Source organism: Burkholderia semiarida, from assembly GCF_029268935.1.
In the GTDB taxonomy this organism is placed as follows: Bacteria; Pseudomonadota; Gammaproteobacteria; order Burkholderiales; family Burkholderiaceae; genus Burkholderia; species Burkholderia semiarida.
The window spans coordinates 272277-296435 of sequence record NZ_JAHLCL010000010.1; the positions used below are offsets into that span (position 1 = coordinate 272277).

Here is a 24159-nt window from a genome sequence, read left to right on the forward strand (position 1 = left end):
TGCCGGGCCGCGGCCGTCAGCGCATGTAGATCGCGGGGGACGGCGTGTTCGCCGGGAGCTGGACTTCGGCGCGCGCGCCGTTGCGGTCGACGATGATCGAGCGGCTGCGCACTTCGGCGAGCTTCGCGCCGGGGGTGAGCTCCGCGCCGAGCGACACGGCGCGCGGCGGTTCGCCGCCGATGCCGACGATCGCGGCGCCGCCATGATCGAGCGCGAGAATGCCGAACAGGTGAATGTCCTGGACGGGATTCTTGTCGAGCTGGCCGCCGAAGAGCGCGGCGGCGTCCTCGGTGCGGATCGGCAGCCGCGCGGCGGCGGCGGGCAGCGGCGCTTCGCGGGCCGACAGCGTGACGACCCAGTAGGTGGCCGTCGCGCACAAACCCGCGAAGAGGGCGAGGGAAAGGATCCGGATCGAGAGCGCGTTCATGCGCGCTATTGTACGGATGTATGTGAAATTTGCGTTGGGTGAAAGCCCTCGGCGATGCGCGCCTTACAATGCGGGCTCCGCGCCCGGGGTATCGGAAGCCTGTCGTCAGGCCGGCATTCCGGAATGCCCGTCGGGTGCGTCACTCAATCGACGACATTTTTTGGAAAGAGGTAGTCAGTCATGCAAACGTGGATCACTCGCCGCAACGCGGCCGTGCGTCGTCAGCGCGGTTTCACGCTGATCGAGATCATGGTGGTGGTCGCGATCCTCGGGATCCTGGCGGCGCTGATCGTGCCGAAGATCATGAGCCGCCCGGACGAGGCGCGCCGCATCGCCGCGAAGCAGGACATCGGCACGATCATGCAGGCGCTCAAGCTGTACCGTCTGGACAACGGCCGCTATCCGACGCAGGAACAGGGCCTGAACGCGCTGATCCAGAAGCCGACCACCGATCCGATCCCCAACAACTGGAAGGACGGCGGCTATCTCGAGCGCCTGCCGAACGATCCGTGGGGCAACGGGTACAAGTACCTGAACCCGGGCGTGCACGGCGAGATCGACGTGTTCAGCTACGGCGCCGACGGCAAGGAAGGCGGCGAAAGCAACGACTCCGACATCGGCTCGTGGCAATGAGCCGGCGCTGATCGCCCCGACGTTTCCTTCCCGTTCTTCATGCTCGCCATTCGCACGACCTCCCGCTGCGGCCGCGATTGCCGTGTGCGTCGCGGTGCGGTGCCGTCCGTCCCGGCGGGCGCCGATGGCGGCTTGACGACGCCCCGCGCGGCGCGGCGTCGCGCGCGCGGTTTCACGCTGCTCGAAATGCTGGTCGTGCTCGTGATCGCGGGGCTGCTCGTGTCGCTCGCGTCGCTGTCGCTGACGCGCAATCCGCGCACCGACCTGCGCGAGGAAGCGCAGCGCATCGCGCTGCTGTTCGAGACGGCCGGCGACGAAGCGCAGGTGCGCGCGCGGCCGATCGCATGGCAGCCGACCGCGCACGGTTTCCAGTTCGACGTGAGCTCGCCCGACGGCTGGCGCACGCTGCGCGACGACTTGCTGCGCCCGCGTGACTGGGACGGCGGCGTCACGGGCGCGGACATCGATTACCCGGGATCGGACACGCGCGCGAACCGCGTCGTGTTCGGCACCGAGAGCATCGACACGCCGGTGCGCGTGACGCTGCATTCGGCCGCCGGCAGCGCGACGATCGTCGGCACCGGCAACGGCCGCTACGAGGTGCAATGACGATGCGTCGTCGCCTGCCCTTCCCCGCTTCTTCCGCCCGCGGCTTCACGATGATCGAGGTGCTGGTCGCGCTCGCGATCATCGCGGTCGCGCTCGCCGCGTCGATCCGCGCGGTCGGCACGATGGCGACCAATGCGTCCGACCTGCATCGCCGCCTGCTCGCCGGCTGGAGCGCCGACAACGCGCTCGCGCAACTGCGGCTCACGCATGCGTGGCCGGAGGTCGGCGAGCAGAGTTTCGACTGCTCGCAAGGCAACGTGCAGCTCGTCTGCACGCAGCGCGTGAGCACCACGCCGAACCCGGTGTTCCGGCGCGTGCGGATTTCGGTGAGCATGCCCGGCCGTTCCGGCGTGCTCGCGCAGATGGTGACGGTGGTCGCGAATGAAACCAGCCGTCCGCTCTGACGCGCCGATGCGACGCCCGTCCGCCCGTGCCGCCCGCCGCGCCCGCGGCTTCACGCTGATCGAGCTGATGATCGCGATCGCGATCCTCGCGGTGGTGGCGATCCTCGCCTGGCGCGGGCTCGACCAGATCATGCGCGGCCGCGACAAGGTGGCCGCCGCGATGGAGGACGAGCGCGTGTTCGCGCAGATGTTCGACCAGATGCGCATCGACGCGCGGCTCGCCGCGACCGACGACGAGGCCGGCCAGCCGGCGATCGGCGTCGCCGGCAATACGCTGCAGATCGTGCGCGAGCTCGACGTGCCGGGCGTCGCGCCGCGGCTGCAGGTGGTCCGCTACCGGATCGCCGGCGGGCGCGTCGTGCGCTATGCGTCGCCGCCGGTCGACGACACGAACCGGCTGCGCACGATGCTGAAGGACAGCAGCGTCGAAGGCTGGAGCTGGGTCGCGCTGATGGGCGGCGTCGGCGCGATCGACGCGAAGCTGTACGTGCCGCGCGTGGGCTGGACCACCAACCTGCAGACGGCCGACGAAGCGCTCGCGCAGAACAACGACGCGCTCAAGGTGCCGCAGCTCGGCAACGCGCCGCCCGCGCGCGCGGTGACCGGGCTGCAGGTCAGCATCGGCGCGACGTCGCTGCGCGTGCCGGTCACGCGCATCTTCCTCGTCGGGGAATGACGATGCGTGCGCGCCCTTTCCGTCGAATGCCTGCCCGCCGCCAGCGCGGCGCGGCGATCATCACCGCGCTGCTCGTGGTCGCGCTGTCGGCGATCCTCGTGTCGGGGATGCTGTGGCGCCAGCAGGTGCAGATCCGCCGCATCGAGAACCAGCGCGTGATCGCGCAGGCACAGTGGGTCGCGCGCGGCGCGCTCGACTGGACGCGAATGATCCTGCGCTCCGAAGGCGACACGGCGCCCGGCATCACGTATCTCGGCGGGATCTGGGGCGTACCGATCGCGAAGACGAAGCTGTCGGATTTCCTCGGCCGGATCGGCGCGCCCAACGAGACGGGCGGCGACGACACCTACCTGTCCGGCTCGATCGAGGACGCGCAGGCGAAGTTCAACCTGCGCAACCTCGTGTCGTCGCCGGCGCCCGGCGTGCTGCAGTTGAACGTCACGCAGATGCAGGCGTTCCAGCGCCTGCTGACGACGCTCGGCTACGACAGTGCCTTCGCGAAGCGCATCGCGCTGCAGGTGCGCGCGGGGCTGCTGCATTCGGCCACGCGATTCCAGATGCCGAACCTGCCCGGCGGCGGCGGCACCGCGGCGAATGCCGCGACCGCACCGGTGACGAGCGGCGACATGCAGGGCAGCGGCTTCACCGACGATCCCGGGATGGCCGGCGGCGAGCGCGGGCCCGCGCCGCTGATGATGACGCGCGTCGACAGCCTGCTCGACGTCGACGGCGTGACACCCGAAATGGTCGCGCGGCTGCGCCCGTTCGTCACCGTGCTGCCGACCACGACGCCCGTGAACATGAACACCGCGCCGGCCGAAGTGATCGCCGCGCTGATACCGGGGATGAGCGTGTCGTCCGCGCAGGCGCTCGTCGCGCGCCGCGAGACCGTGTTTTTCCGAAACGTCGGGGACGTGCAGCTCGCGCTGCGCGGAGCCGGCGCGCCGCCGAACGTGACGATCGACTCGAGCCTCGTCGACGTCAATTCGAGCTATTTCATCGTGCATGGCCGGATCCAGCACGAACGCGCGGAGGTCGACCGTACCTCGCTCGTGTATCGTGATCCGACCACGCACTCGACGCGGATCGTGCGCATCCGCGATCAGCTATAACGACGCCAATCGGGAGAGGAGCGCTTGTGAGCACGTTGATTGTTTCTTTGCCGCCGCGCGAGCCGGCCGTGCCGCTGCAGGAATGGCAGTGGCCCGAGCTGCCGTTCATGCTCGTCGACAAGGCCGGCCAGGTGCAGCGCGCGGGCCGCGCCGCGCTCGCGCTGTTGCCGCGCGCGAACGCAACGGTGCTGATCGTCGCCGCGCGCGACGTGCTGCTGCTGGCCGCGACCGTGCCGCCGCTGAAGGGGCCGAAGCTGCGTCAGGCGCTGCCGAACATCGTCGAGGATCAGTTGATCCAGGATCCGCTCGGCTGCCACATCGCGCTCGATCCGGCCGCCCTGCCCGACGGGCGCCGCGTGCTGGCCGTCGTCGATCGCGCGTGGTTCCGCACGATCTGCGACGCGTTCACCGCGGCCGGCCACCGGCACCTGAGCGCGGTGCCCGCGACCCGCTGCCTGCCGGCGCCGCGCGCGTCGGCCGAAGCGGCATCCGCCTCGGCGCTGGCCGACGGTGAGGCGATCGACGCCGCCGCGCTCGCCGCGGACGCCGCCGCGCCGCTCGCCCGTCCGGCCACGGTCGCCGCGGTGCTCGGGCTCGCGACGGCGGTCGAGCCGGTGCTCGTCGAAGCCGGCGCGCTGCCGGCGGCGGCCGGTGCGCCGCGCCTCGAGCTGGCGGTCGCGCGCGGCGCGCTCGGCGAAGGCTTCGCGGCGCCCGCGTCGCGCGCGGCCGGCACGCTGGCCGCGCTCGCGGGCGGCGGCGCCATCGAACTGTACGAACTCGGCGAACCGGGCGCGGAGCCGCGGCTCGCGTCGGTCGGCCGCGCCGACGCGCCGCTGCTGCCGGGCGCCGCGCCGCTGTCGTTCGACACGTTCGCGCGCCGGGCGCTCGCCGAGCCATTCGATCTGTGCCAGTTCGAATTCGAATCGCAGCCGTGGCGCTTCGATCGCGCGACGCTCAAGCGCCTGCGCGTGCCGATCGCGCTGGCCGCGGCGACGCTCGGCGTCGCGGTGATCGGGATGAACCTGCACTGGTGGAAGCTGTCGCGCGAGCGCGATGCGCTGTCCGCGCAGATCACCGAGACGCTGTTGTCCGCGTTCCCGAAGACGACCACCGTGCTCGATCCGCCCGCGCAGATGCAGCGCCAGCTCGACCAGCTTCGGCTCGCTGCCGGCGAGCTGTCGCCGAACGATTTCCTCGCGCTGTCGAGCGGCTTGTCGCGCTCGATGGGCGCGTTGCCGCTGAACGGCATCGCGTCGCTCGACTATCACGACCGGCGGCTCGACGTCGGCTTCAAGCCGGAGGTCAAGGTCGATCCCGATTTCACGCAGCGCCTCGCGCGCAACGGACTGTCCGGCGAAGTCGACAGCAACACGGGCAAATGGACGATCCGGAGCCGCTCATGAAAACCGAACAACTGAACCAGACGCTCGCCCAGTTCTGGGGCGAACGCACGCCGCGCGAGAAGACGCTGCTCGGCTGGGGCGGCGCCGTGCTGGCGGTCGCGATCGCGTATTCGGTGCTGTGGTCGCCCGCGCAGGAAGGCCGCGCGCGGATCCAGCGCGAGCTGCCGGCGATGCGTCACGAACTCGCGCAGATGACCGCGCAGGCGAACGAGGCGAAGTCGCTGGCCGCCGCCGCGCAGGGTGTCGCGCCGACCGGCCTCGCGCTGAAGGATGCGCTGACCGCGTCGCTGTCCGACCACGGGCTGCAGGGCGCGCAGGTGCAGATCGTCGGCAATGGCGTGCAGATCCAGATGAAGAACGTGTCGTTCCCGGCGTGGACCCAGTGGCTCGACGATGCGCGCCGGCAATTCAAGGTGCAGGTCGGCGAGGCGCATGCGACGGCGCTGAAGGAGGACGGCCAGGTCGACCTGACGGCCGTGATGCAACCTTCCGTCCAGAAATAGATGACGGCAGTGGATGACGCATACGAAGGCCGGCCGATGCGGCCGTGGGCGAGACGGCTCGTCACCGTATTGCCGTGGGTGCTGGCAGGTGGTCTGGCGACGGCGGTGACGCTCGTCGCGCTCGCGCCGGCCGCATGGATCGCGCCGCAGTTCGCGCGTGCGACCGGCGGCCACGTGAATCTCGTCGATCCGGAAGGCTCGCTGTGGCACGGCTCGGGCACGCTGATGCTCGCGCCGGGCGCCGACCAGAGCGCGGCGACGCTGCTGCCGGGCCGGGTCGAATGGACCACGCGCTTCTGGCCGTTGCTGACCGGGCGCGTGCAGATGCGCATGCGGCAGACCGAAGCGATGCCCGATGCGGTCACGCTCGATGCGACGTGGCGCGGCGCGGTGCTGTCGGCGGGCGCGATGGCGGTGCCGGCGTCGCTGCTCACGGGGCTCGGCACGCCGTTCAATACGCTCGATCTGCAGGGCGACGTGCGGCTCGCCTGGAGCGACTGGCGGCTCATCGGCAGCAACGCGTTCGGCCAGCTGACGGTGACGATCGATTCGATGAGTTCGCGCGTGTCGCGCGTGAAGCCGCTCGGTTCGTACCGCGCGGTATTGCAGGCGAAGGGCGCGGGCGCCGATCTCGACCTGTCGACGACGCAGGGCCCGCTGTTCCTCGACGGGCACGGCAGCTTCGGCCCCGGCCAGGGATCGTTCCGCGGGACCGCGCACGCGGCGCCCGAGCAGCAGGCGAACCTCGCCGGGCTGCTGAACCTGCTGGGCCACCCGATCGGCAACAACCAGGTTTCGCTGATCTTCGGCGACGCGCAGCGCTGAACGCGCGCTGGCCTCAAGCACGCGTCAATGTGCGATCGCCCGGAATGATTTTTACTGAAATCGCCGCCGGCAGGTTTGCAATACGCTGGCCGTTCGGTCGGTTCCGATATCAAGAGGCCGGACAATAAAACGAAGGGCCGGCAAAGCCGGCCCATGCAACTTACTTGTCGCCGGTCGGCGTTTTCAGAACCCAGTATGCTTCGCCGTTCGGTGTGGGCGGCATGATGTTGCCAATGCCGATGGACCGTGTGTCATTGGGATTTCCCACGGGATGCCACGTTCCACCCTGCGGACATTTTGCTCCGATATGTGCAATCATTTTCGTCGTTTCCTTGTTAACGGTGAATTCGCATCACGGTGTTGATGCAGTGAATTCGTAAGCCTTTCCATTAATAAGTTCAACGATTTTATTTTGAGATAATTGGAAATCGACAAAAATCAAACTTTATATAGTATTTGTCGAATTCGATTATCAATTTTTAGGACTTGAACGAAAGATGTCATTTTCGCCATTCACGCCCAAGCGATATGACATGCTGTCGTTCAACCGCGCGTGATATTCATTTCTGGGCGACCGGAGCGCCGCTCACCGGCGCCGCCATGTCGCCGTTCTCGCGCGCCATTTCCGATACGTTCCAGCCGCCGCCGAGCGCCTTCACGAGCCCGACCGACGACACCATCCGCTGGCCGGCGATCGTCGCGAGCTTCTGCTGCGCGGTGAACGCGGTGGTCTGCGCGGTCAGCACGTTCAGGTACGCGACCGTGCCGGCCTTGTACTGGTTCGTGACGATCGCGAGCGCGTGCTCGGCGCTGGCGACGGCTTGCCGCTGCACGTCGATTTCCTGCGCGAGGATGCGCTGCGACGCCAGGTTGTCCTCCACGTCCTGGAACGCGGTGAGCACCGCGAGACGATAGGCGGCGACGTCCTGGTCGTAGGTCGCGCGCGCGGCGTCGGTCTGCGCGGCGCGCAAGCCCGCGTCGAACAGCGTGGCCGCGAGCTGCGGGCCGACCGTCCAGAAGCGTGCCGGCAGCGTGAACAGCTGCGACCACACCGAACTCTGGAAGCCGCCGCTGGCCGACAGCGTGAGCGTGGGGAAGAACGCCGAGATCGCGACGCCGATCTGCTCGTTCGCGGCCGCCGCGCGGCGCTCTGCCGCCGCGACGTCGGGCCGGCGCTCGAGGATCGTGGACGGCACGTCGACCGGCGTGACCGGCGGCTCGGCCGCGAGCGGGTTCGGCGGCAGCGAGAAGGTCGACGCGGGCTCGCCGATCAGCGTCGCGATCGCATGCTCGTACTGCGCGCGGGCGACGCCGTTGTCGATCTGCGCGGCCTGCGCGCTCTGCAGCTGCGTCTGCGCCTGAATCACGTCCGCGCGCGCGGCGACGCCCTGCGCGTACTGGTTCTGCGTGAGCTGCAGCGACCGTTCGTACGATTTCACGGTGTCGTCGAGCAGCTTTTGCAGCGCATCGGACGTGCGCAACTGGAAATAGGTCTGCGCGAGCAGCGCCTGCTGCGACAGCCGCGCGTTCGCGAGATCGGCCGCGGCGGCCGCTTCGCCGGCGCGCTGCGCGCTGACGGTGCGGCTCACCTTGCCCCATAGATCGGGCTCCCAGCTGGCGTCGAGGCCAACGCTGTAGCTGTTGTTGATCGATCCGGTCGACCCGCTGCCGAAATTCGACGACGAGCCCGACGACAGCGACGTGCGCGGCGTCCGCGCGCGCGAGCCCGATGCGCTCAGCCCGACAGTCGGGAAATACGCGGCGCGCGCCTCGGTGACGAGCGCGCGCGCCTGCCGGTAGGCGGCGGCCGATTGCGCGATGGTCTGGTTCGACGCGTTGAGCTTGCCGATCAGCGCATCGAGCTGCGGATCGTTGTAGACCGTCCACCACGCGCCGCGATCGGCCCGATCGGCGGGCTGCGCGACTTTCCAGCCGGCCGGCGCTTCCTTGAAGGCGGCGGGAATCGACGTGTCGGGCCGGTGATAGTCGGGCCCGACGGCGCAGCCGGCGAGCAGCACGGCCGTCGCAATGGCGACGGCGGCGCTCAGCGGGCGAACGGCGCGCGGGAGGGAAGCGTACGGCATGGTGGTTTTCCTGTCTGGGCGCGACGGCCGGCGAGCGGCGCCGCGCGATGCGGTCATGCGGTGCGGTCGTTGGCCGCTGGCGGACAAATGGTAACTGACGGCGGGAAAGCCGCGCAGCCCTAAGGGTACGGTGGGCGGCGGCCCGGATGTGTTACCGGCGCGGGCGGCCGGTTTACCGGCCATTACGGCCGGCTTGCGGGAAAACGGGCGTGCCAATGGGCATCCGACGGACGGACGGCAGCGGTAGCGCGCGACGCGGCCGGCGATCGGGCGGGACAGTGTGGAAAGCGGGCGCGCGGCGGCGTCAGTGTGTCAGTGGCAGCGCACGGGCACCGCGACGGGTTTGGCGGCGGCCGGCCATGTCGACGGCTCCGTCGCGGCCGGCTGGCTCGTGCGGCGGGCGCCGCCCTTCGCGTTGCGCTGCCGGCGATGATCGAACCACGCGAACCCGAGCGCCGCGAGCGAGCCGCCAGGCACGACCAGCATCGTCACGTACAGCGCGATCTTCCAGCCGCGGTGCGGCCCGGAGAACACATGATGAGCGGTATCGGTCAGGTTGCGGCGCAGCGCGCCGGCGGCATTTTTCAGGAACAGCATCGCGAACATCCTCGGGTGCCCGGCAGTGCGGGCCAATCGGTCAGAACATAGTCTCCGGCGGTGCAACATGCACGTCGTAACTGGTTGACTTAAATAATATTGACTAAGCAATCATTTTTCAAGATACTGGGCGCGTTTTAACCCGAAACGCACTATTGCTGCGCGCGCAATCGTATGACCGGCGGCCTCTACGATCCCGAGAACATCGCGCTGGAAACGAGCCTCGGCTATTACCTGTCGAAGGCGAAGCAGGCGCTCGTCGAGCGGATGGATCGCGCGCTCGAGCCGCTCGACCTCACCGCGCAGCAGATCGGCGTGATCCTGCTGCTGTCGCGCGGTTACGCGCGCACGCCGTTCGAACTGTCGCGCAAGATGTCGTACGACAGCGGCTCGATGACGCGCATGCTCGACCGGCTCGAACGCAAGGGGCTGATCGCTCGCGCGCGCAGCGAGCAGGACCGCCGGATGATCGAGCTGACGCTGACCGACCGCGGCATCGAAGCCGCCCGCGCGCTGCCGTCGCTGGTCGCGACCGTGCTCAACGCGCAGCTCGAAGGCTTCTCGGCCGACGAACTCGCGACGCTCACCGGCCTGCTGCAACGCTTCATCGCCAACGGGCCCGGCTCGACCGGCTGCCCGAAGCCCGACGAACCCGACTGCTGATGCACGCGGAGCCCCCATGTCGCAGTTAAACATTCGCTTATTTCTCTGTCTGGGCAGAAGATGACAAGGCACCCGCTCCGCTTTTCCCCTTTTTCCTTCCACCCGGCCGGGCCGCGCTGCGTCGCGCGTCCGTGCGTTGTGCCGGCGCGTCGCGCGCGCCGCGTCTAGGAGATTCCGATGTCCGCCACCACGGCATCCGCCCCCTCCCCCGCCGCCGAACCGGCGCCGCTGACCGGCGGCGCGCTCGCGCTGCTCACCGTCGGGCTCGCGCTCGGCACCTTCATGGAAGTGCTCGACACGTCGATCGCGAACGTCGCGGTGCCGACCATCTCGGGCAGCCTCGGCGTCGCGACGAGCGAAGGCACGTGGGTGATCTCGTCGTACTCGGTCGCGTCCGCGATCGCGGTGCCGCTCACCGGCTGGCTCGCAAGGCGGGTCGGCGAAGTGCGCCTCTTCACGCTGTCGGTGCTCGCGTTCACGATCGCGTCGGCGCTGTGCGGCCTCGCGTCGAACTTCGAGACGCTGATCGCGTTCCGATTGCTGCAGGGCCTCGTGTCGGGGCCCATGGTGCCGCTGTCGCAGACGATCCTGATGCGCAGCTACCCGCCCGCGAAACGGGGGCTCGCGCTCGGGCTATGGGCGATGACGGTGATCGTCGCGCCGATCTTCGGCCCGCTCCTGGGCGGCTGGATCAGCGACAACTACACGTGGCCGTGGATCTTCTACATCAACCTGCCGATCGGCGTGTTCTCGGCGACCTGCGCGTACTTTCTGCTGCGCGGCCGCGAGACGAAGACGACGAAGCAGCGGATCGACGCGATCGGCCTCGCGCTGCTCGTGATCGGCGTGTCGTGCCTGCAGATGATGCTCGACCTCGGCAAGGACCGCGACTGGTTCAACTCGTCGTTCATCGTCGCGCTCGCGCTGATCGCGGTCGTGTCGCTCGCGTTCATGCTCGTGTGGGAGGCGACGGAGAAGGAGCCGGTGGTCGACCTCACGCTCTTCAAGGACCGCAACTTCGCGCTCGGCGCGCTGATCATCTCGTTCGGCTTCATGGCGTTCTTCGGCTCGGTCGTGATCTTCCCGCTGTGGCTGCAGACGGTGATGGGCTACACGGCCGGCAAGGCGGGCCTCGCGACCGCGCCGGTCGGGCTGCTCGCGCTCGTGCTGTCGCCGCTGATCGGCCGCAACATGCACCGGCTCGACCTGCGGATGGTCGCGAGCTTCGCGTTCATCGTGTTCGCGGGCGTGTCGCTGTGGAACGCGACGTTCACGCTCGACGTGCCGTTCAACCACGTGATCCTGCCGCGACTCGTGCAGGGCATCGGCGTCGCGTGCTTCTTCGTGCCGATGACGACGATCACGCTGTCGAGCATCTCCGACGAGCGGCTCGCGAGCGCGTCGGGGCTGTCGAACTTCCTGCGTACGCTGTCCGGCGCGATCGGCACGGCCGCCAGCTCGACGTTCTGGGAGAACGACGCGATCTACCACCATGCGCGGCTGTCGGAATCGGTGAGCGTCTATGCGCAGAACACGACCGATTACCAGGGCGCGCTCGCGCAGCTCGGCATCGTCGGGCAGACGGCCAACGCGCAGCTCAACCAGCTCGTCACGCAGCAGGGCTTCATGATGGCGACCAACGACTTCTTCCACCTGTCGGCGGGCGTGTTCATCGCGCTCGCGGCGCTCGTGTGGATCACGAAGCCGAAGAAGGGCGCGGGGCCGGCGATGGGGCATTGAGGGCCCGACGGGCGGCCGTCACGGCCGCCCTTTTTGTTTCACTGTCCGCTTCATCGCCCGGCGGCCCCCCCCTCACTCCCGCGCCCGTAATCCCCCGAACGCCAGATCGTCGGCCGGCGCGAGCGGCAGCGTCGCCCGCGCGACGTCGAGCCACGCGCGCGCCGCGTGCGACAGGTAGCCCTTCTTCAGCCAGCCGAGCGCGATCGCCCACGTGATTTCCGGCTCGACGATCGGCCGGCACGTGAACTGGCCCGCGTCGAGCCGCCGGCAATACGGCTCGGGCAGCAGCGCGATGCCGACACCCGCATGCACGAGCGCGGCCATGAAATCCCAGTGGCCGCTGCGGCTCACGATCGACGGCGTGAAGCCGGCCTGCCGGCACGCATCGAGCACCGCGTCGTGCAGCGCGAGGCTTTCCGCATAGAACACGAACGATTCGCGCGCGAGATCCGCGAGCGGCACGGCCGTGTGATCCTCCCAGCGCGACTCGCGCGGCGCGACGAGCCACAGCGGCGCGCGCACCATCGGCAGCCGCTCGAACGTGCCGGGATCGACCGGCTCCAGCAGCCCGCCGAGCTCCAGCTCGCCCGACGTCAGCGCGGCCTCGATCATCCGCGCGCCCTGCTCGAACAGCTTCAGCTCGATGTTCGGGTAGCGCTGCTTGTACGCGGCGATGATCGGCGTGAACAGCGAGCCGCCGAGCGGCGGAATGCCGATCGTCAGCTCGCCGCGCCCGAGCGTGCCGAGATCGTTCAGCTCCGACTGCAACTGCGCCTGCGCGGCGAGCACGTCCTGGCCGCGCTGGAACACGATCCGCCCGGCGTCGGTCAGCACCATCTGCCGGCCGTCGCGCAGCAGCAGCGGCGAACCGATCTCGTCCTCCAGCGCCTTCACCATCTTGCTGATGGTCGGCTGCGTGACGAACAGCCTGTCGGCCGCCGCGGTGAAGCTCTGCTGGCGAACCACCTCGACGAAGTACCGCAGCGCGCGCAATTCCATCGATCACTCCCCAGATTGGTGCAACCACGTCAAAACGAATTCCGGATTGGAATGATAAGGATAGAGACAAGTCATTTTATTTATGGTTAGGGGAAACCCTATACTGACGCCATCGACAGAAACATCCGTATGGAGCCCGCCATGAACCAGCCGACCGCCACTGCCGCCGCCCGCTCCGCCGCTTCGGGCAGCCTCGCGCACACGGGCCGGATCGTGCTGCAGGCCGCCGCGCTCGGCGTGCTGTGGATGGCGGTCGACTGGGCCGTGCGCAAGGTCGGGCTGCCGATTCCGTCCGGCGTGATCGGCCTCGCGGTGCTCCTCGTGCTGCTGTTCTCGGGCCGCGTCGCACCGGCGTGGGTAAAGGACGGCGCGAACTGGCTGCTGTCCGACATGCTGCTGTTCTTCGTGCCGGCCGCCGTCGCGGCCGTGCAGTACGGCGGGCTGTTCCGCGAGGACGGCTGGCGCATCGCGCTGGTGATGCTCGCCGGCACCGCGTTCGTGATGGTCGCGGTGGCCGTCGCGGTCGATCTCGCCGCGAAGCTCGAACGCCGGCTCGCCGCACAACGCGTGTTCGCCGAGCGCCGCCGCGCGCGCCTGAGCGCCGTCGCACACTGAGCCGGAGCCTTCCATGCTCGCCGCGCTATCGAACCTGCCCGCCGACCGCGTGAATACCGCGATCTCCGTCGGCTGCTTCGTGCTGACGGTCGTGCTGTATTTCGCGTCGAAGCGGCTCTACGCGTACAAAAAGACGCTGCTGTTCTCGCCGCTCGTGTTCGTGCCGGGCGTGCTGGTGCTGCTCGTGCTGCTGACCGGCATCCCGTATTCGGTCTACTTCCGCGACACGCGCTGGCTGATGTGGCTGCTCGGCCCGGCGACGATCGCGTTCGCGGTGCCGATCTACGAATACCGCGACCTGATTCGCCGGCACTGGCTGTCGTTGTCGGTCGGCGTCGCGGTCGGGATCGCCGCGGGCGTGTGCGGGTCGCTGCTGCTCGCGAAGCTGCTGCATCTGTCGCCCGAGCTGCAGCGCTCGCTGATGACGCGCTCGGTGTCGACGCCGTTCGCGCTCGCCGTGTCGGACAAGATTCACGCGCCGAAGGACCTCACCGCCCTCTTCGTGATCGCGACCGGCATCTGCGGAATGCTGCTCGGCGAGCTCGTGCTCGCGCTCGTGCCGATGCGCACGCGGCTCGCGCGCGGTGCGCTGTTCGGCGCGGCCGCCCATGGCGTGGGCACCGCGAAGGCACGCGAGATCGGCAGCGAGGAAGGCGTCGTGTCGAGCCTGACGATGATGATCGCAGGCGTCGCGATGGTGCTGATCGCGCCGCTGCTCACGCTGCTGCCGATCTGACGCCCGACGGGCAGGCGCCGCCGCCTGCCCTTTTCTCCGCGCGGCCGGTTCCGCCCCGCTGGGCCGCCTGCGCCGCCGTTCCCCCCTGCATCGAGCCGGCGCCGAGCCGACAATCGGCTGAGATAGCCGCAATTCCCCCCTCTTTTCCGCCCATCGGCCTCGGCCCGGATGCCGAACAATGCATGCTACGAGACATCACGCACGCATTCACATGGCCACGACCGCAACCCCGACCGCCGACAAGCCGGCTTCCTCCGGCAAGTTCAAGCGCATCGCGCTCATCGCCGTCATCGCGCTGGGCGCGGCCGCCGCCGCCGCCGGCGGCATGTACGTGTTCCTGGGCAAGGCAGGCGTCGGCCATGCGAGCGCGCCCGCCGAGCCGGCGCCGCTTGCCGCGCCGGTGTTTTTCCCGCTCGACCCGATGACGGTGAACCTGCAGTCCGACGACGGCGTGCAGCACTACCTGCGCGTGGGCCTGTCGCTGAAGCTCACCGACCCGAAGGCGCAGGAGCAACTGACCGCGCGGATGCCGGAAATCCGCAGCCGGATCCTGCTCGCGCTGTCGAACAAGCATCCCGAGGAGCTCGCGACGCCGGACGGCAAACGTTCGCTCGCGAACGAGCTGCGGGAGCTGATCGCGCAGCCGACGCAGCCGGGCAACCAGCGCGCGAAGGTCGACGAGGTGCTGTTCACCGAATTCGTCGTCCAGTAACGCGGCCGCGAAAGGAGCGCGTATGGGTCACCAGGAGTTCATGTCCCAGGAGGAGGTCGATGCCCTCCTCAAGGGCGTCACGGGCGAAACCGATGCGGTCGACGAGCAGCGCGACACGTCGGGCGTCCGTCCCTACAACATCGCGACGCAGGAGCGAATCGTCCGCGGCCGGATGCCCGGCCTCGAGATCATCAACGACCGCTTCGCGCGCCTGTTGCGGATCGGCATCTTCAACTTCATGCGACGCACGGCGGAAATCTCCGTCAGCCAGGTGAAGGTGCAGAAGTACAGCGAATTCACCCGCAACCTGCCGATCCCGACGAACCTGAACCTGGTGCACGTGAAGCCGCTGCGCGGCACGTCGCTGTTCGTGTTCGACCCGAACCTCGTGTTCTTCGTCGTCGACAACCTGTTCGGCGGCGACGGGCGCTTTCACACGCGTGTCGAGGGCCGCGATTTCACGGCCACCGAGCAGCGGATCATCGGCAAGCTGCTGAACCTCGTGTTCGAGCACTACACGACCGCGTGGAAGAGCGTGCGGCCGCTGCAGTTCGAATTCGTGCGCTCGGAGATGCACACGCAGTTCGCGAACGTCGCGACGCCGAACGAGATCGTGATCGTCACGCAGTTCTCGATCGAGTTCGGGCCGACGGGCGGCACGCTGCACATCTGCATGCCGTACTCGATGGTCGAGCCGATCCGCGACGTGCTCAGCTCGCCGATCCAGGGCGAGGCGCTCGAAGTCGACCGCCGCTGGGTGCGCGTGCTGTCGCAGCAGGTGCAGGCCGCCGAGGTCGAGCTGACCGCGAATCTCGCCGAGATCTCGGCGACGTTCGAGAAGATCCTGAACCTGCGCGCGGGCGACGTGCTGCCGCTCGAGATCGAGGACACGATCACCGCGAAGGTCGACGGCGTGCCGGTGATGGAATGCGGCTACGGAATTTTCAATGGTCAATATGCGTTGCGCGTGCAGAAGATGATCGGCGCGAGCGATTCGATGAAGGAAGGTGGATATGAGTGAGCTGAACCAGACGCCCGACGACGACATGCAGGCGATGGCCGATGCGGCCCTCGCGGCATCGGCCGCCGACGCGAAGGCGCCGGCCGCGGCCGACGAAGAGCAGGGCCTCGACGACTGGGCGGCCGCGCTCGCCGAGCAGAACCAGCAGCCGGTGCCGGCCGGGGCGACGGGCGCCGGCGTGTTCCAGCCGCTGTCGAAGGCCGCGGCGAGCTCGACGCACAACGACATCGAGATGATCCTCGACATCCCGGTCAAGATGACCGTGGAACTCGGCCGCACGAAGATCGCGATCCGCAACTTGCTGCAGCTTGCGCAGGGGTCGGTCGTCGAGCTCGACGGCATGGCCGGCGAGCCGATGGACGTGCTCGTGAACGGCTGCCTGATCGCGCAGGGCGAAGTCGTGGTCGTCAACGACAAGTTCGGTATTCGCCTGACCGACATCATCACGCCGGCCGAACGCATCCGGAAGCTGAATCGATGAACGTCGTGAAGCCAGGCCGGCGCGGGTGCCGCGCGATGGCGGCGGTGCTTGCCGTCGCCGCGTCGCTCGCGTGCGCGCCGGCCGGCGCCGCCGACATGAACGCGGTGAACCACGCCGGTTCGATCGCGTCGAGCGTGACGGTCGGTTCGGCCGTGCCGTCGCTCGGCATCGGCGCGGTGCTGCAGACGCTCGTCGGGCTCGCGGTCGTGATCGGCCTCGTGTTCGCGTGCGCATGGCTCGCGCGCCGCTTCGGCTTCCAGCCCGCGCGGCGCGGCGGCCCGCTGAAGGTCGTATCGAGCGTCGGGCTCGGCGCGAAGGAAAGCGCGACGATCGTCGAGATCGGCGACACCTGGCTCGTGCTCGGCGTCGCGCCGGGCAACGTGCGCCTGCTGCATACGCTGCCGGCCGGTTCGGTGGCCGCAGTCGCGGGCCCGGCCGCGTCCGACGCGTCCGCCGGCGGCGCTTCGCCCAGCGCCGGCCTGCCCGGCACGTTCGGCTCACGGTTTCGCGACGCGCTCGCGGGCGAAGCCGCGAAACGCCTCGGGCGCGGCAAGGACCGCTGACATGGCGCCGCGCCCTCTTTCCGACTTCGCATTCCGATGAAACACGCCTTCCTGCGGCGCGCCGCGCGCGTCGCGCCCGTGCTGATCCTCTGTCTCGCCCCTGCGCTCGCGTATGCGCAGGCGAACGGCCTGCCCGCGTTCAACGCGAGCCCGGGCCCGCACGGCGGCACCACCTATTCGCTGAGCGTGCAGACGATGCTGCTGCTCACGATGCTGTCGTTCCTGCCGGCGATGCTGCTGATGATGACGAGCTTCACGCGGATCATCATCGTGCTGTCGCTGCTGCGCCAGGCGCTCGGCACCGCGACGACGCCGCCGAACCAGGTGCTCGTCGGCCTCGCGATGTTCCTCACCTTCTTCGTGATGTCGCCGGTGCTCGACCGCGCGTACAACGACGGCTACAAGCCGTTCTCCGACGGCTCGATGCCGATGGAGCAGGCCGTGCAGCGCGGCGTCGCGCCGTTCAAGACCTTCATGCTGAAGCAGACCCGCGAGACCGATCTCGCGCTGTTCGCGAAGATCTCGAAGGCCGCGCCGATGCAGGGCCCCGAGGACGTGCCGCTGTCGCTGCTGGTGCCCGCGTTCGTCACGAGCGAGCTGAAAACCGGCTTCCAGATCGGCTTCACGGTGTTCATCCCGTTCCTGATCATCGACATGGTCGTCGCGAGCGTGCTGATGTCGATGGGGATGATGATGGTGTCGCCGTCCACCGTATCGCTGCCGTTCAAGCTGATGCTGTTCGTGCTGGTCGACGGCTGGCAGTTGCTGATCGGCTCGCTCGCGCAGAGCTTCACGTAAGCGGAGGAACACGCGCGATGACGCCCGAACAAGTGATGACGCTGGCGCACCAGGCGATGATGGTCGGCCTGCTGCTCGCGGCCCCGCTGCTGCTGGTCGCGCTCGCGGTCGGCCTCGTCGTGAGCCTGTTCCAGGCCGCGACGCAGATCAACGAGGCGACGCTGTCGTTCATCCCGAAGCTGCTCGCGGTGGCCGCGACGCTCGTGATCGCCGGCCCGTGGATGCTGACGACGATGCTCGACTACCTGCGGCAGACGCTGCTGCACGTCGCGACGCTCGGCGCCGGCTGAGCCGCGCGTCCGCCCTCCTTTTCCCGCGATGTTCTCGGTCACCTACGCGCAGCTCAACGGCTGGCTGACGGCTTTCCTGTGGCCGTTCGTGCGGATGCTCGCGCTCGTCGCGACGGCGCCGATGGTCGGCCACGCGGCCGTGCCGGTGCGCGCGAAGATCGGCGTCGCCGCGTTCATGGCGCTCGTCGTCGCGCCGACGCTCGGCGCGATGCCGGACGTCACCGTGTTCTCCGCGCAGGGCATCTGGATCGTCGTCACGCAGTTCCTGATCGGCGTCGCGATGGGTTTCACGATGCAGCTCGTGTTCGCGGCCGTCGAAGCGGCCGGCGACTTCATCGGGCTGTCGATGGGGCTCGGCTTCGCGACCTTCTTCGATCCGCACTCGAACGGCGCGACGCCCGCGATGGGCCGGTTCCTGAACGCGGTCGCGATGCTCGCGTTCCTCGCCGTGGACGGCCACCTGCAGGTATTCGCCGCGCTCGCCGCGTCGTTCCAGTCGCTGCCGGTGTCGGCCGACCTGCTCCACGCGCCGGGCTGGCGCACGCTTGCCGCGTTCGGCGCGACCGTGTTCGAGATGGGGCTGCTGCTGTCGCTGCCGGTGGTCGTGGCGCTGCTGATCGCGAACCTCGCGCTCGGCATCCTGAACCGCGCGGCGCCGCAGATCGGCATGTACCAGATCGGCTTTCCCGTCACGCTGATCGTCGGGTTGCTGCTCGTGCAACTGATGGTGCCGAACCTCGTGCCGTTCGTGTCGCACCTGTTCGACATGGGGGTCGATGCGATGGGGCGGGTGCTGATCGGGTGGCGGTAGGCGCCCTGTCGACCCACGTCGATGCTCGTTCGCGTCACTCGGGCGGGACTCGTCCCCTCCCGCCGCGACTCTCCCTGCGGCACGCCCGCGTTCGGTGTCGACCGTGCCCCTTTTTCGTCCTTTCCGCGGCGCCGTCGAATGCCCGCCGCCCGAGCGCCCCGTGCCGCAACCGGTCCGAACTCGCTTGCGCCCCGTCCGGCGGGCAATCGCGGCCGATGCCCGCACGTTCGGCTCACATCGGCGCTTGACCTCGGCCGACCGACTCGCTAGCGTTTCGGGTTTGCCCCGGGCGGCCCTTGCCGCCGGTGCCGTGAGCGCGCCCGACGTCCTGGCGCGCACGGCCGGGCTCCGATGGAAAAGACGATGCACAAACTCGATGCGGCCAGCCCGCAGGCGATGTCGACGGATTTCACCGCCGACAACGTCGCGCGCCTGAAGGCGCTGTTCCCCGAACTCGTGACCGAAGGCCCGCACGGCGCGTCGGTCGACGTCGACGTGCTGAAGGCGCTGGTCGGCGAACGCACGGTCGGCGACGCCGACGAGCGCTACGGTTTTCACTGGCACGGCAAGCGCGCCGCGCGCCAGGCCGCGCTCACGCCGTCGACGGGCACGCTGCGGCCGTGCCCCGACGACAGCGTCGCGTGGGACGACACGCGCCACCTCGTGATCGAGGGCGACAACCTCGACGTGATGAAGCTGCTGCACAAGAGCTACGCGGGCAAGGTGAAGCTCGTCTACATCGATCCGCCGTACAACACCGGCAACGATTTCGTCTATCCGGACGACTTCAGCGACAGCATCCGCCACTACCTGGCGATGACCGGCCAGACCGAAGCCGGCGTGAAGCGCAGCACCAACACCGAGGCGAACGGCCGGTTCCACACCGACTGGCTGAACATGATGTATCCGCGCCTGAAGCTCGCGCACGCGCTGCTGTCCGACGAAGGGCTGATCGCCGTGCACATCGACGAGCACGAAGTGCATGCGCTGGTGCTGATGCTGCGCGAGATCTTCGGCGAGGAAAACGAGCTCGGCGTGGCCGTGTGGGACAAGCGCAACCCGAAGGGCGACGCGCGCGGCATCGCGTACCAGCACGAATCGCTGGTGCTGTTCGCGCGCAACGCCGAGACGCTGCTCGAACGCGCGCCGCTCAAGCGCCCGAAGCGCAACGCGCAGCGCATGCTCGACGCCGCGCACGACGCCGTGTACCGCAGCGGCAACCCGAAGGACGCGCAGAAGGCGTACCGCGCGTGGATGAAGGCGCAGACCAACCTGTCCGGCGGCGAGGCGATGTACGACCGGCTGTCGGCGGAAGGCCGCGTGTACCGTCTCGTGTCGATGGCGTGGCCGAACAAGAAGAAGGCGCCGGAAGAATACTTCACGCCGCTGATCCACCCGGTCACCGGCAAGCCGTGCGCGATGCCGGCGCGCGGCTGGCGCAACCCGCCCGCGACGATGCAGGCGCTGATCGAGCGCGGCCAGATCGAATTCGGCCCGGATGAAACCACGCAGCCGCAGCGGATCTACTACCTCGACGAGAACATGTACGAGAACGTGCCGTCGGTACTGCCGTTCGCCGGCTCCGACGACGCGCTGCTGAAGGCGCTCGGCATCCCGTTCGACCTGCCGAAGCCGGTCGACTTCGCGGCCGCCGTGATCGGCTGGTGCACGCGCGGCGACGACATCGTGCTCGACTGCTTCGCCGGCTCCGGCTCGACGGGCCACGCGGTGATGCAGGTGAACGCGACCGACGGCGGCGCGCGCCGCTACGTCCTCGTGCAGCTGCCCGAGGCGCTCGACCGCCGCGACAAGACGCAAACCGCGGCCGCCGATTTCTGCGCGAAGCTGAAGAAGCCGCTGACGCTCGCCGAAGTGACGAAGGAGCGCCTGCGCCGCGCCGCGCAGCAGGTCGCGCGCGACTATCCGGAAAGCTATGGCGACCTCGGCTTTCGCGTGTACCGGCTCGACACGACCAACGTGATCGAGTGGGACCCGCGCCGCGACGACTTCGACCATGCGTTGTTCGCATCCGTCGAACACGTGAAGACCGGCCGCACCGAGGACGACCTGCTCGCCGAGCTGACGCTCAAGCTTGGGCTCGACCTGTGCACGCCGGTCGAGCACCACCAGGTGGCCGGCAAGACGGTGCACCTGATCGGCCGCGAGATCGTCGCGTGCTTCGATGCGCGCCTGTCGCGCGACGATGCGGGCCCGCTCGCCGACGGCATCGTCGACCTGCTCGATGCGAGCGGCGCGTCGCGCGACGTCACGTGCCTGTTCCGCGACAACGGTTTCGTCGACGACGTCGCGAAGCTCAATCTCGCCGCGCTGCTCGAACAGCACGGCGTGAAGCGCGTGCGGAGCCTGTGATGCGGCTGCATTTCGAAGCGGATCTCGACTACCAGCGCGAGGCGATCGACGCCGTCTGCGACCTGTTTCGCGGCCAGGAGTCGTATCGCGGCGATTTCAGCGTGCTCGCGAACGCCGCGCCCGGCACGACGGCCGCCGCGCAAGGCTCGCTCGGCTTCGCGGTGTCGGAGCAAGGCGTCGGCAACCGGCTGTCGCTGACCGACGACGCGCTCGCGCGCAATCTCGCCGACGTGCAGTTGCGCGGCGGGCTGCCGCCGTCCGGCCTGCCCGGCTCGCGCGACTTCACCGTCGAGATGGAGACGGGTACCGGCAAGACCTACGTGTACCTGCGCACGATCTTCGAGCTGAACCGCCGCTACGGCTTCACGAAGTTCGTGATCGTCGTGCCGTCGATCGCGATCAAGGAAGGCGTGCACAAGACGCTGTCGATCACCGAGGATCACTTCCGCGCGCTGTACGCGGGCGTGCCGTACGACTACTTCCTGTACGACTCCGCGAAGCTCGGCCAGGTGCGCCACTTCGCGGCGAGCGCGGCGATCCAGATCATGGTGATGACGGTCGCCGCGATCAACAAGAAGGAGATCAACAATCTCTACAAGGACAGCGAGAAGACCGGCGGCGAGAAGCCGATCGACCTGATCCGCGCGACGCGGCCGATCGTGATCGTCGACGAGCCGCAGAGCGTCGACGGCGGCCTCGAGGGGCGCGGCCGCGAAGCGCTCGCCGCGATGGCGCCGCTCTGCACGCTGCGCTATTCGGCCACGCACGTCGACCGGCATCACATGGTGTACCGGCTCGATGCCGTCGACGCGTACGAGCGCAAGCTCGTCAAGCAGATCGAGATCGCGTCGGCGATCGTCGAGGACGCGCACAACAAGCCGTACGTGCGGCTCGTCGGCGTGTCGAACCGGCGCGGCGCGATCAGCGCGCGCGTCGAGCTCGACGTTGCGACGGCGGCCGGCGTGAAGCGCCAGATCGTGTCGGCCACCGACGGCGACGATCTCGAACGCCTGACCAGGCGCGCGCTGTACGCGGGCTTGAGGATCGGCGAAGTGCACGCGGTGAAAGGCGCCGAGTACGTCGAGCTGCGCCATCCGGAGGGCGAGGCATTCCTGTCGCTCGGCGAGGCGTTCGGCGACATCGACACGCTCGCCGTGCAGCGCGAGATGATCCGCCGCACGATCCGCGAGCATCTCGACAAGGAGCTGCGCCTGGCCGAACGCGGCGTGAAGGTGCTGTCGCTGTTCTTCGTCGATTCGGTCGAGCGCTATCGCCGCTACGACGAGAACGGGATGCCCGTGAAGGGCGACTACGCGCTGATCTTCGAAGAGGAATATGCGCGCGCGGCGCGCGTGCCGGCCTACCGTGCGCTGTTCGACGGTGTCGACGTCGCGCTCGAGGTCGAGCGTGCGCACAACGGCTACTTCTCGATCGACCGCAAGGGCGGCTGGACCGACACGAGCGAAAGCAGCGCGGCGGCCCGCGAGAACGCGGAGCGCGCGTACGGCCTGATCATGCGCGAGAAGGAGGCGCTGCTGTCGTTCGACACGCCGCTGAAGTTCATCTTCTCGCACTCGGCGCTGAAGGAAGGCTGGGACAACCCGAACGTGTTCCAGATCTGCACGCTGCGCGACATCCAGACCGAACGCGAGCGCCGCCAGACGCTCGGCCGCGGGCTGCGTCTCGCCGTCGACCAGGACGGCGAGCGCGTGCGCGATCCGGGCGTGAACACGCTCACCGTGATCGCGACCGAGCGCTACGAGTCGTTCGCCGAGAACCTGCAGAAGGAAATCGAGGCCGATACGGGCATCCGCTTCGGGATCGTCGAGGAACACCAGTTCGCGGCGCTGCCGGTGCAGGAAGACGACGGCCCCGCGCATGCGCTCGGCATCGAGCTGTCGCGCGTGCTGTGGAACCATCTGCACGAGCAGGGCTACATCGACGCGCAGGGCAAGGTGCTCGATCGGCTGAAGGATGCGCTGCGCCAGAGCGCGCTCGTGCTGCCGGACGCGTTCGAGCGGCTGCGCGCACCGATCGTCGCGACGCTGCGCAAGCTGTCGGGCCGCTTCGCGGTGCGCAACGCCGACGAGCGCCGCGCGATCGCGTTGCGGCGCGACGCGTCAGGCAAGGCCGTCGTGTTCGGCGAGGATTTCCGCGCGCTGTGGGACCGCATCCGCCATCGCACCGTGTACCGCGTCGAGTTCGACAACGCGAAGCTGGTGCGTGATTGCACGGCCGCGTTGCGCGACGCGCCGGACATCGCGCGAGCGCGGCTGCAGTGGCGCAAGGCCGAGATCGACATCGGCAAGGCCGGCATCGAGGCGATCGAGGTGGCCGGCGCCGGCACGGTGCTGCTCGACGAAGGCGAATTGCCGCTGCCTGACCTGCTCACCGAGTTGCAGGACCGTACGCAGCTCACGCGCCGTTCGCTCGCGACGATCCTCGCCGACAGCGGCCGGCTCGACGATTTCCGCGTGAATCCGCAGCAGTTCATCGCGGTGGCGGCCGATGCGATCAACCGCTGCAAGCGGCTCGCGCTCGTCGCGGGCATCGCGTACCGCAAGCTCGGCGAGCGCCACGTGCATGCGCTCGAATCGTTCGAGAGCGAGGCGCTGACCGGCTATCTGCGCAATCTGCGGCTCGACGCGCGCAAGTCGATTCACGAAGCGGTTGTGTGCGAGACGGACGCCGAACGCGCGTTCGCCGATGCGCTCGAAGCGCACGACGGCGTAAAGCTGTACGCGAAGCTGCCGGCGTGGTTCCGCGTGCAGACGCCGCTCGGCAGCTATCACCCGGACTGGGCCGTACTTGCGGAGCAGGATGGCGGCGAGCGGCTGTACTTCGTCGTCGATACGCCGAATACGGACGGCCACGTGCCGAGCGAGCACGAGCGCGCGAAGCTCGCGTGCGGCGAAGCGCATTTCCGTGCGCTGGTCGATGGCGACGGCGCGGCGCGCTTCGTGCGCGTCAGGCACGTCGACGCGCTGTTCGAACCTGCGGCGCCGCTGGCAGGCGCGAGGCGGTGAGACAAAGGGCGGCGACGAGTCGCCCTTTTTTCGGCGTGGCTCGGCCTTTATCGATCGTGCC

The 24159-nt window shown here is 68.8% G+C and carries 25 protein-coding genes; 21 read left to right on the forward strand and 4 right to left on the reverse strand.

Going from position 1 to position 24159, the window contains the following annotated elements; all coding sequences use genetic code 11:
- Positions 1 to 16: 16 nt before the first annotated feature.
- On the reverse strand, positions 17 to 427 hold the full coding sequence (locus tag KPB06_RS34135; protein ID WP_059638550.1) for a hypothetical protein: 411 nt from the start codon (positions 425 to 427) through the stop codon (positions 17 to 19).
- 180 nt (positions 428 to 607) lie between these two features.
- Here KPB06_RS34135 and gspG point away from each other — a divergent pair, with 180 nt between their 5' ends.
- The 8 genes from gspG to KPB06_RS34175 are packed head-to-tail and all read left to right on the forward strand — an operon-like array spanning position 608 to position 6592.
- Positions 608 to 1060 (forward strand): type II secretion system major pseudopilin GspG, encoded by a 453-nt coding sequence (gene gspG / locus KPB06_RS34140; protein WP_027783126.1) that lies wholly within the window; start codon positions 608 to 610, stop codon positions 1058 to 1060.
- A gap of 39 nt (positions 1061 to 1099) precedes the next feature.
- On the forward strand, positions 1100 to 1669 hold the full coding sequence (locus tag KPB06_RS34145) for a GspH/FimT family pseudopilin (protein WP_059580429.1): 570 nt from the start codon (positions 1100 to 1102) through the stop codon (positions 1667 to 1669).
- A complete protein-coding gene (gspI, locus tag KPB06_RS34150; protein WP_059580427.1) occupies positions 1666 to 2073 on the forward strand; it encodes a type II secretion system minor pseudopilin GspI in 408 nt (135 codons plus the stop codon). Before KPB06_RS34145 ends, gspI begins: the two co-directional genes overlap by 4 nt.
- Complete coding sequence (locus KPB06_RS34155) at positions 2051 to 2749, forward strand: PulJ/GspJ family protein (RefSeq protein ID WP_124658490.1); 699 nt, start codon at positions 2051 to 2053, stop codon at positions 2747 to 2749. The genes gspI and KPB06_RS34155 overlap by 23 nt, the downstream gene beginning before the upstream one ends.
- 2 nt (positions 2750 to 2751) lie before the next feature.
- Entirely contained in the window at positions 2752 to 3861 is a 1110-nt protein-coding gene (gspK, locus tag KPB06_RS34160; RefSeq protein WP_059580677.1) for a type II secretion system minor pseudopilin GspK, read from the forward strand.
- A gap of 26 nt (positions 3862 to 3887) precedes the next feature.
- Positions 3888 to 5264 carry a type II secretion system protein GspL gene (gene gspL / locus KPB06_RS34165; RefSeq protein WP_089464410.1) on the forward strand — a complete coding sequence of 459 codons (1377 nt, stop codon included), beginning with the start codon at positions 3888 to 3890 and terminating at the stop codon, positions 5262 to 5264.
- Positions 5261 to 5767, forward strand: a complete 507-nt coding sequence (gspM, locus tag KPB06_RS34170; RefSeq protein ID WP_054928223.1) for a type II secretion system protein GspM — start codon at positions 5261 to 5263, stop codon at positions 5765 to 5767. Before gspL ends, gspM begins: the two co-directional genes overlap by 4 nt.
- Before the next feature lie 36 nt (positions 5768 to 5803).
- Complete coding sequence (locus tag KPB06_RS34175; RefSeq protein ID WP_059638602.1) at positions 5804 to 6592, forward strand: type II secretion system protein N; 789 nt, start codon at positions 5804 to 5806, stop codon at positions 6590 to 6592.
- A gap of 560 nt (positions 6593 to 7152) precedes the next feature.
- Here the strand turns inward: KPB06_RS34175 and KPB06_RS34180 are convergent.
- Complete coding sequence (locus KPB06_RS34180; protein WP_275906042.1) at positions 7153 to 8676, reverse strand: efflux transporter outer membrane subunit; 1524 nt, start codon at positions 8674 to 8676, stop codon at positions 7153 to 7155.
- 312 nt (positions 8677 to 8988) lie between these two features.
- On the reverse strand, positions 8989 to 9273 hold the full coding sequence (locus KPB06_RS34185) for a hypothetical protein (RefSeq protein WP_059638559.1): 285 nt from the start codon (positions 9271 to 9273) through the stop codon (positions 8989 to 8991).
- Between the two features lie 174 nt (positions 9274 to 9447).
- On the opposite strand from KPB06_RS34185, the gene KPB06_RS34190 reads away from it, so the two are divergent.
- Both KPB06_RS34190 and KPB06_RS34195 read left to right on the forward strand, forming a co-directional pair.
- The gene (locus KPB06_RS34190; protein ID WP_059580411.1) at positions 9448 to 9936 is read left to right on the forward strand and encodes a MarR family winged helix-turn-helix transcriptional regulator; all 489 of its coding nucleotides are present in this window, start codon (positions 9448 to 9450) and stop codon (positions 9934 to 9936) included.
- A gap of 177 nt (positions 9937 to 10113) precedes the next feature.
- Positions 10114 to 11676: a DHA2 family efflux MFS transporter permease subunit gene (locus tag KPB06_RS34195; RefSeq protein WP_059580409.1), complete on the forward strand. Its 1563-nt coding sequence runs from the start codon at positions 10114 to 10116 to the stop codon at positions 11674 to 11676.
- Positions 11677 to 11748: 72 nt separating this feature from the next.
- On the opposite strand, the gene KPB06_RS34200 is transcribed toward KPB06_RS34195, so the two are convergent.
- Positions 11749 to 12675 carry a LysR family transcriptional regulator gene (locus KPB06_RS34200; RefSeq protein ID WP_059580406.1) on the reverse strand — a complete coding sequence of 309 codons (927 nt, stop codon included), beginning with the start codon at positions 12673 to 12675 and terminating at the stop codon, positions 11749 to 11751.
- A 141-nt stretch (positions 12676 to 12816) separates the two neighbouring features.
- Here KPB06_RS34200 and KPB06_RS34205 point away from each other — a divergent pair, with 141 nt between their 5' ends.
- The 11 genes from KPB06_RS34205 (at position 12817) to KPB06_RS34255 (ending at position 24098) form a co-directional block, all read left to right on the forward strand.
- A complete protein-coding gene (locus KPB06_RS34205) occupies positions 12817 to 13290 on the forward strand; it encodes a CidA/LrgA family protein (protein WP_060008905.1) in 474 nt (157 codons plus the stop codon).
- Between the two features lie 13 nt (positions 13291 to 13303).
- On the forward strand, positions 13304 to 14026 hold the full coding sequence (locus KPB06_RS34210) for an LrgB family protein (RefSeq protein WP_059580404.1): 723 nt from the start codon (positions 13304 to 13306) through the stop codon (positions 14024 to 14026).
- Positions 14027 to 14237: 211 nt separating this feature from the next.
- Positions 14238 to 14738 carry a flagellar basal body-associated protein FliL gene (gene fliL / locus KPB06_RS34215; RefSeq protein ID WP_179231707.1) on the forward strand — a complete coding sequence of 167 codons (501 nt, stop codon included), beginning with the start codon at positions 14238 to 14240 and terminating at the stop codon, positions 14736 to 14738.
- Between the two features lie 22 nt (positions 14739 to 14760).
- Entirely contained in the window at positions 14761 to 15759 is a 999-nt protein-coding gene (gene fliM / locus KPB06_RS34220; RefSeq protein ID WP_059580399.1) for a flagellar motor switch protein FliM, read from the forward strand.
- Complete coding sequence (gene fliN / locus KPB06_RS34225) at positions 15752 to 16240, forward strand: flagellar motor switch protein FliN (protein WP_069618815.1); 489 nt, start codon at positions 15752 to 15754, stop codon at positions 16238 to 16240. The genes fliM and fliN overlap by 8 nt, the downstream gene beginning before the upstream one ends.
- Complete coding sequence (gene fliO / locus KPB06_RS34230) at positions 16237 to 16803, forward strand: flagellar biosynthetic protein FliO (RefSeq protein WP_060008870.1); 567 nt, start codon at positions 16237 to 16239, stop codon at positions 16801 to 16803. The genes fliN and fliO overlap by 4 nt, the downstream gene beginning before the upstream one ends.
- Before the next feature lie 36 nt (positions 16804 to 16839).
- A complete protein-coding gene (fliP, locus tag KPB06_RS34235; RefSeq protein ID WP_059580391.1) occupies positions 16840 to 17601 on the forward strand; it encodes a flagellar type III secretion system pore protein FliP in 762 nt (253 codons plus the stop codon).
- A gap of 17 nt (positions 17602 to 17618) precedes the next feature.
- Complete coding sequence (gene fliQ, locus KPB06_RS34240) at positions 17619 to 17891, forward strand: flagellar biosynthesis protein FliQ (protein ID WP_006401718.1); 273 nt, start codon at positions 17619 to 17621, stop codon at positions 17889 to 17891.
- 28 nt (positions 17892 to 17919) lie between these two features.
- A complete protein-coding gene (fliR, locus tag KPB06_RS34245) occupies positions 17920 to 18702 on the forward strand; it encodes a flagellar biosynthetic protein FliR (RefSeq protein ID WP_275906041.1) in 783 nt (260 codons plus the stop codon).
- 351 nt (positions 18703 to 19053) lie between these two features.
- Positions 19054 to 21072, forward strand: coding sequence for a site-specific DNA-methyltransferase (locus tag KPB06_RS34250; RefSeq protein ID WP_059638570.1), 2019 nt, complete (start codon positions 19054 to 19056; stop codon positions 21070 to 21072).
- Positions 21072 to 24098, forward strand: a complete 3027-nt coding sequence (locus KPB06_RS34255; RefSeq protein WP_275906040.1) for a type III restriction-modification system endonuclease — start codon at positions 21072 to 21074, stop codon at positions 24096 to 24098. Before KPB06_RS34250 ends, KPB06_RS34255 begins: the two co-directional genes overlap by 1 nt.
- Positions 24099 to 24159: the final 61 nt, after the last annotated feature.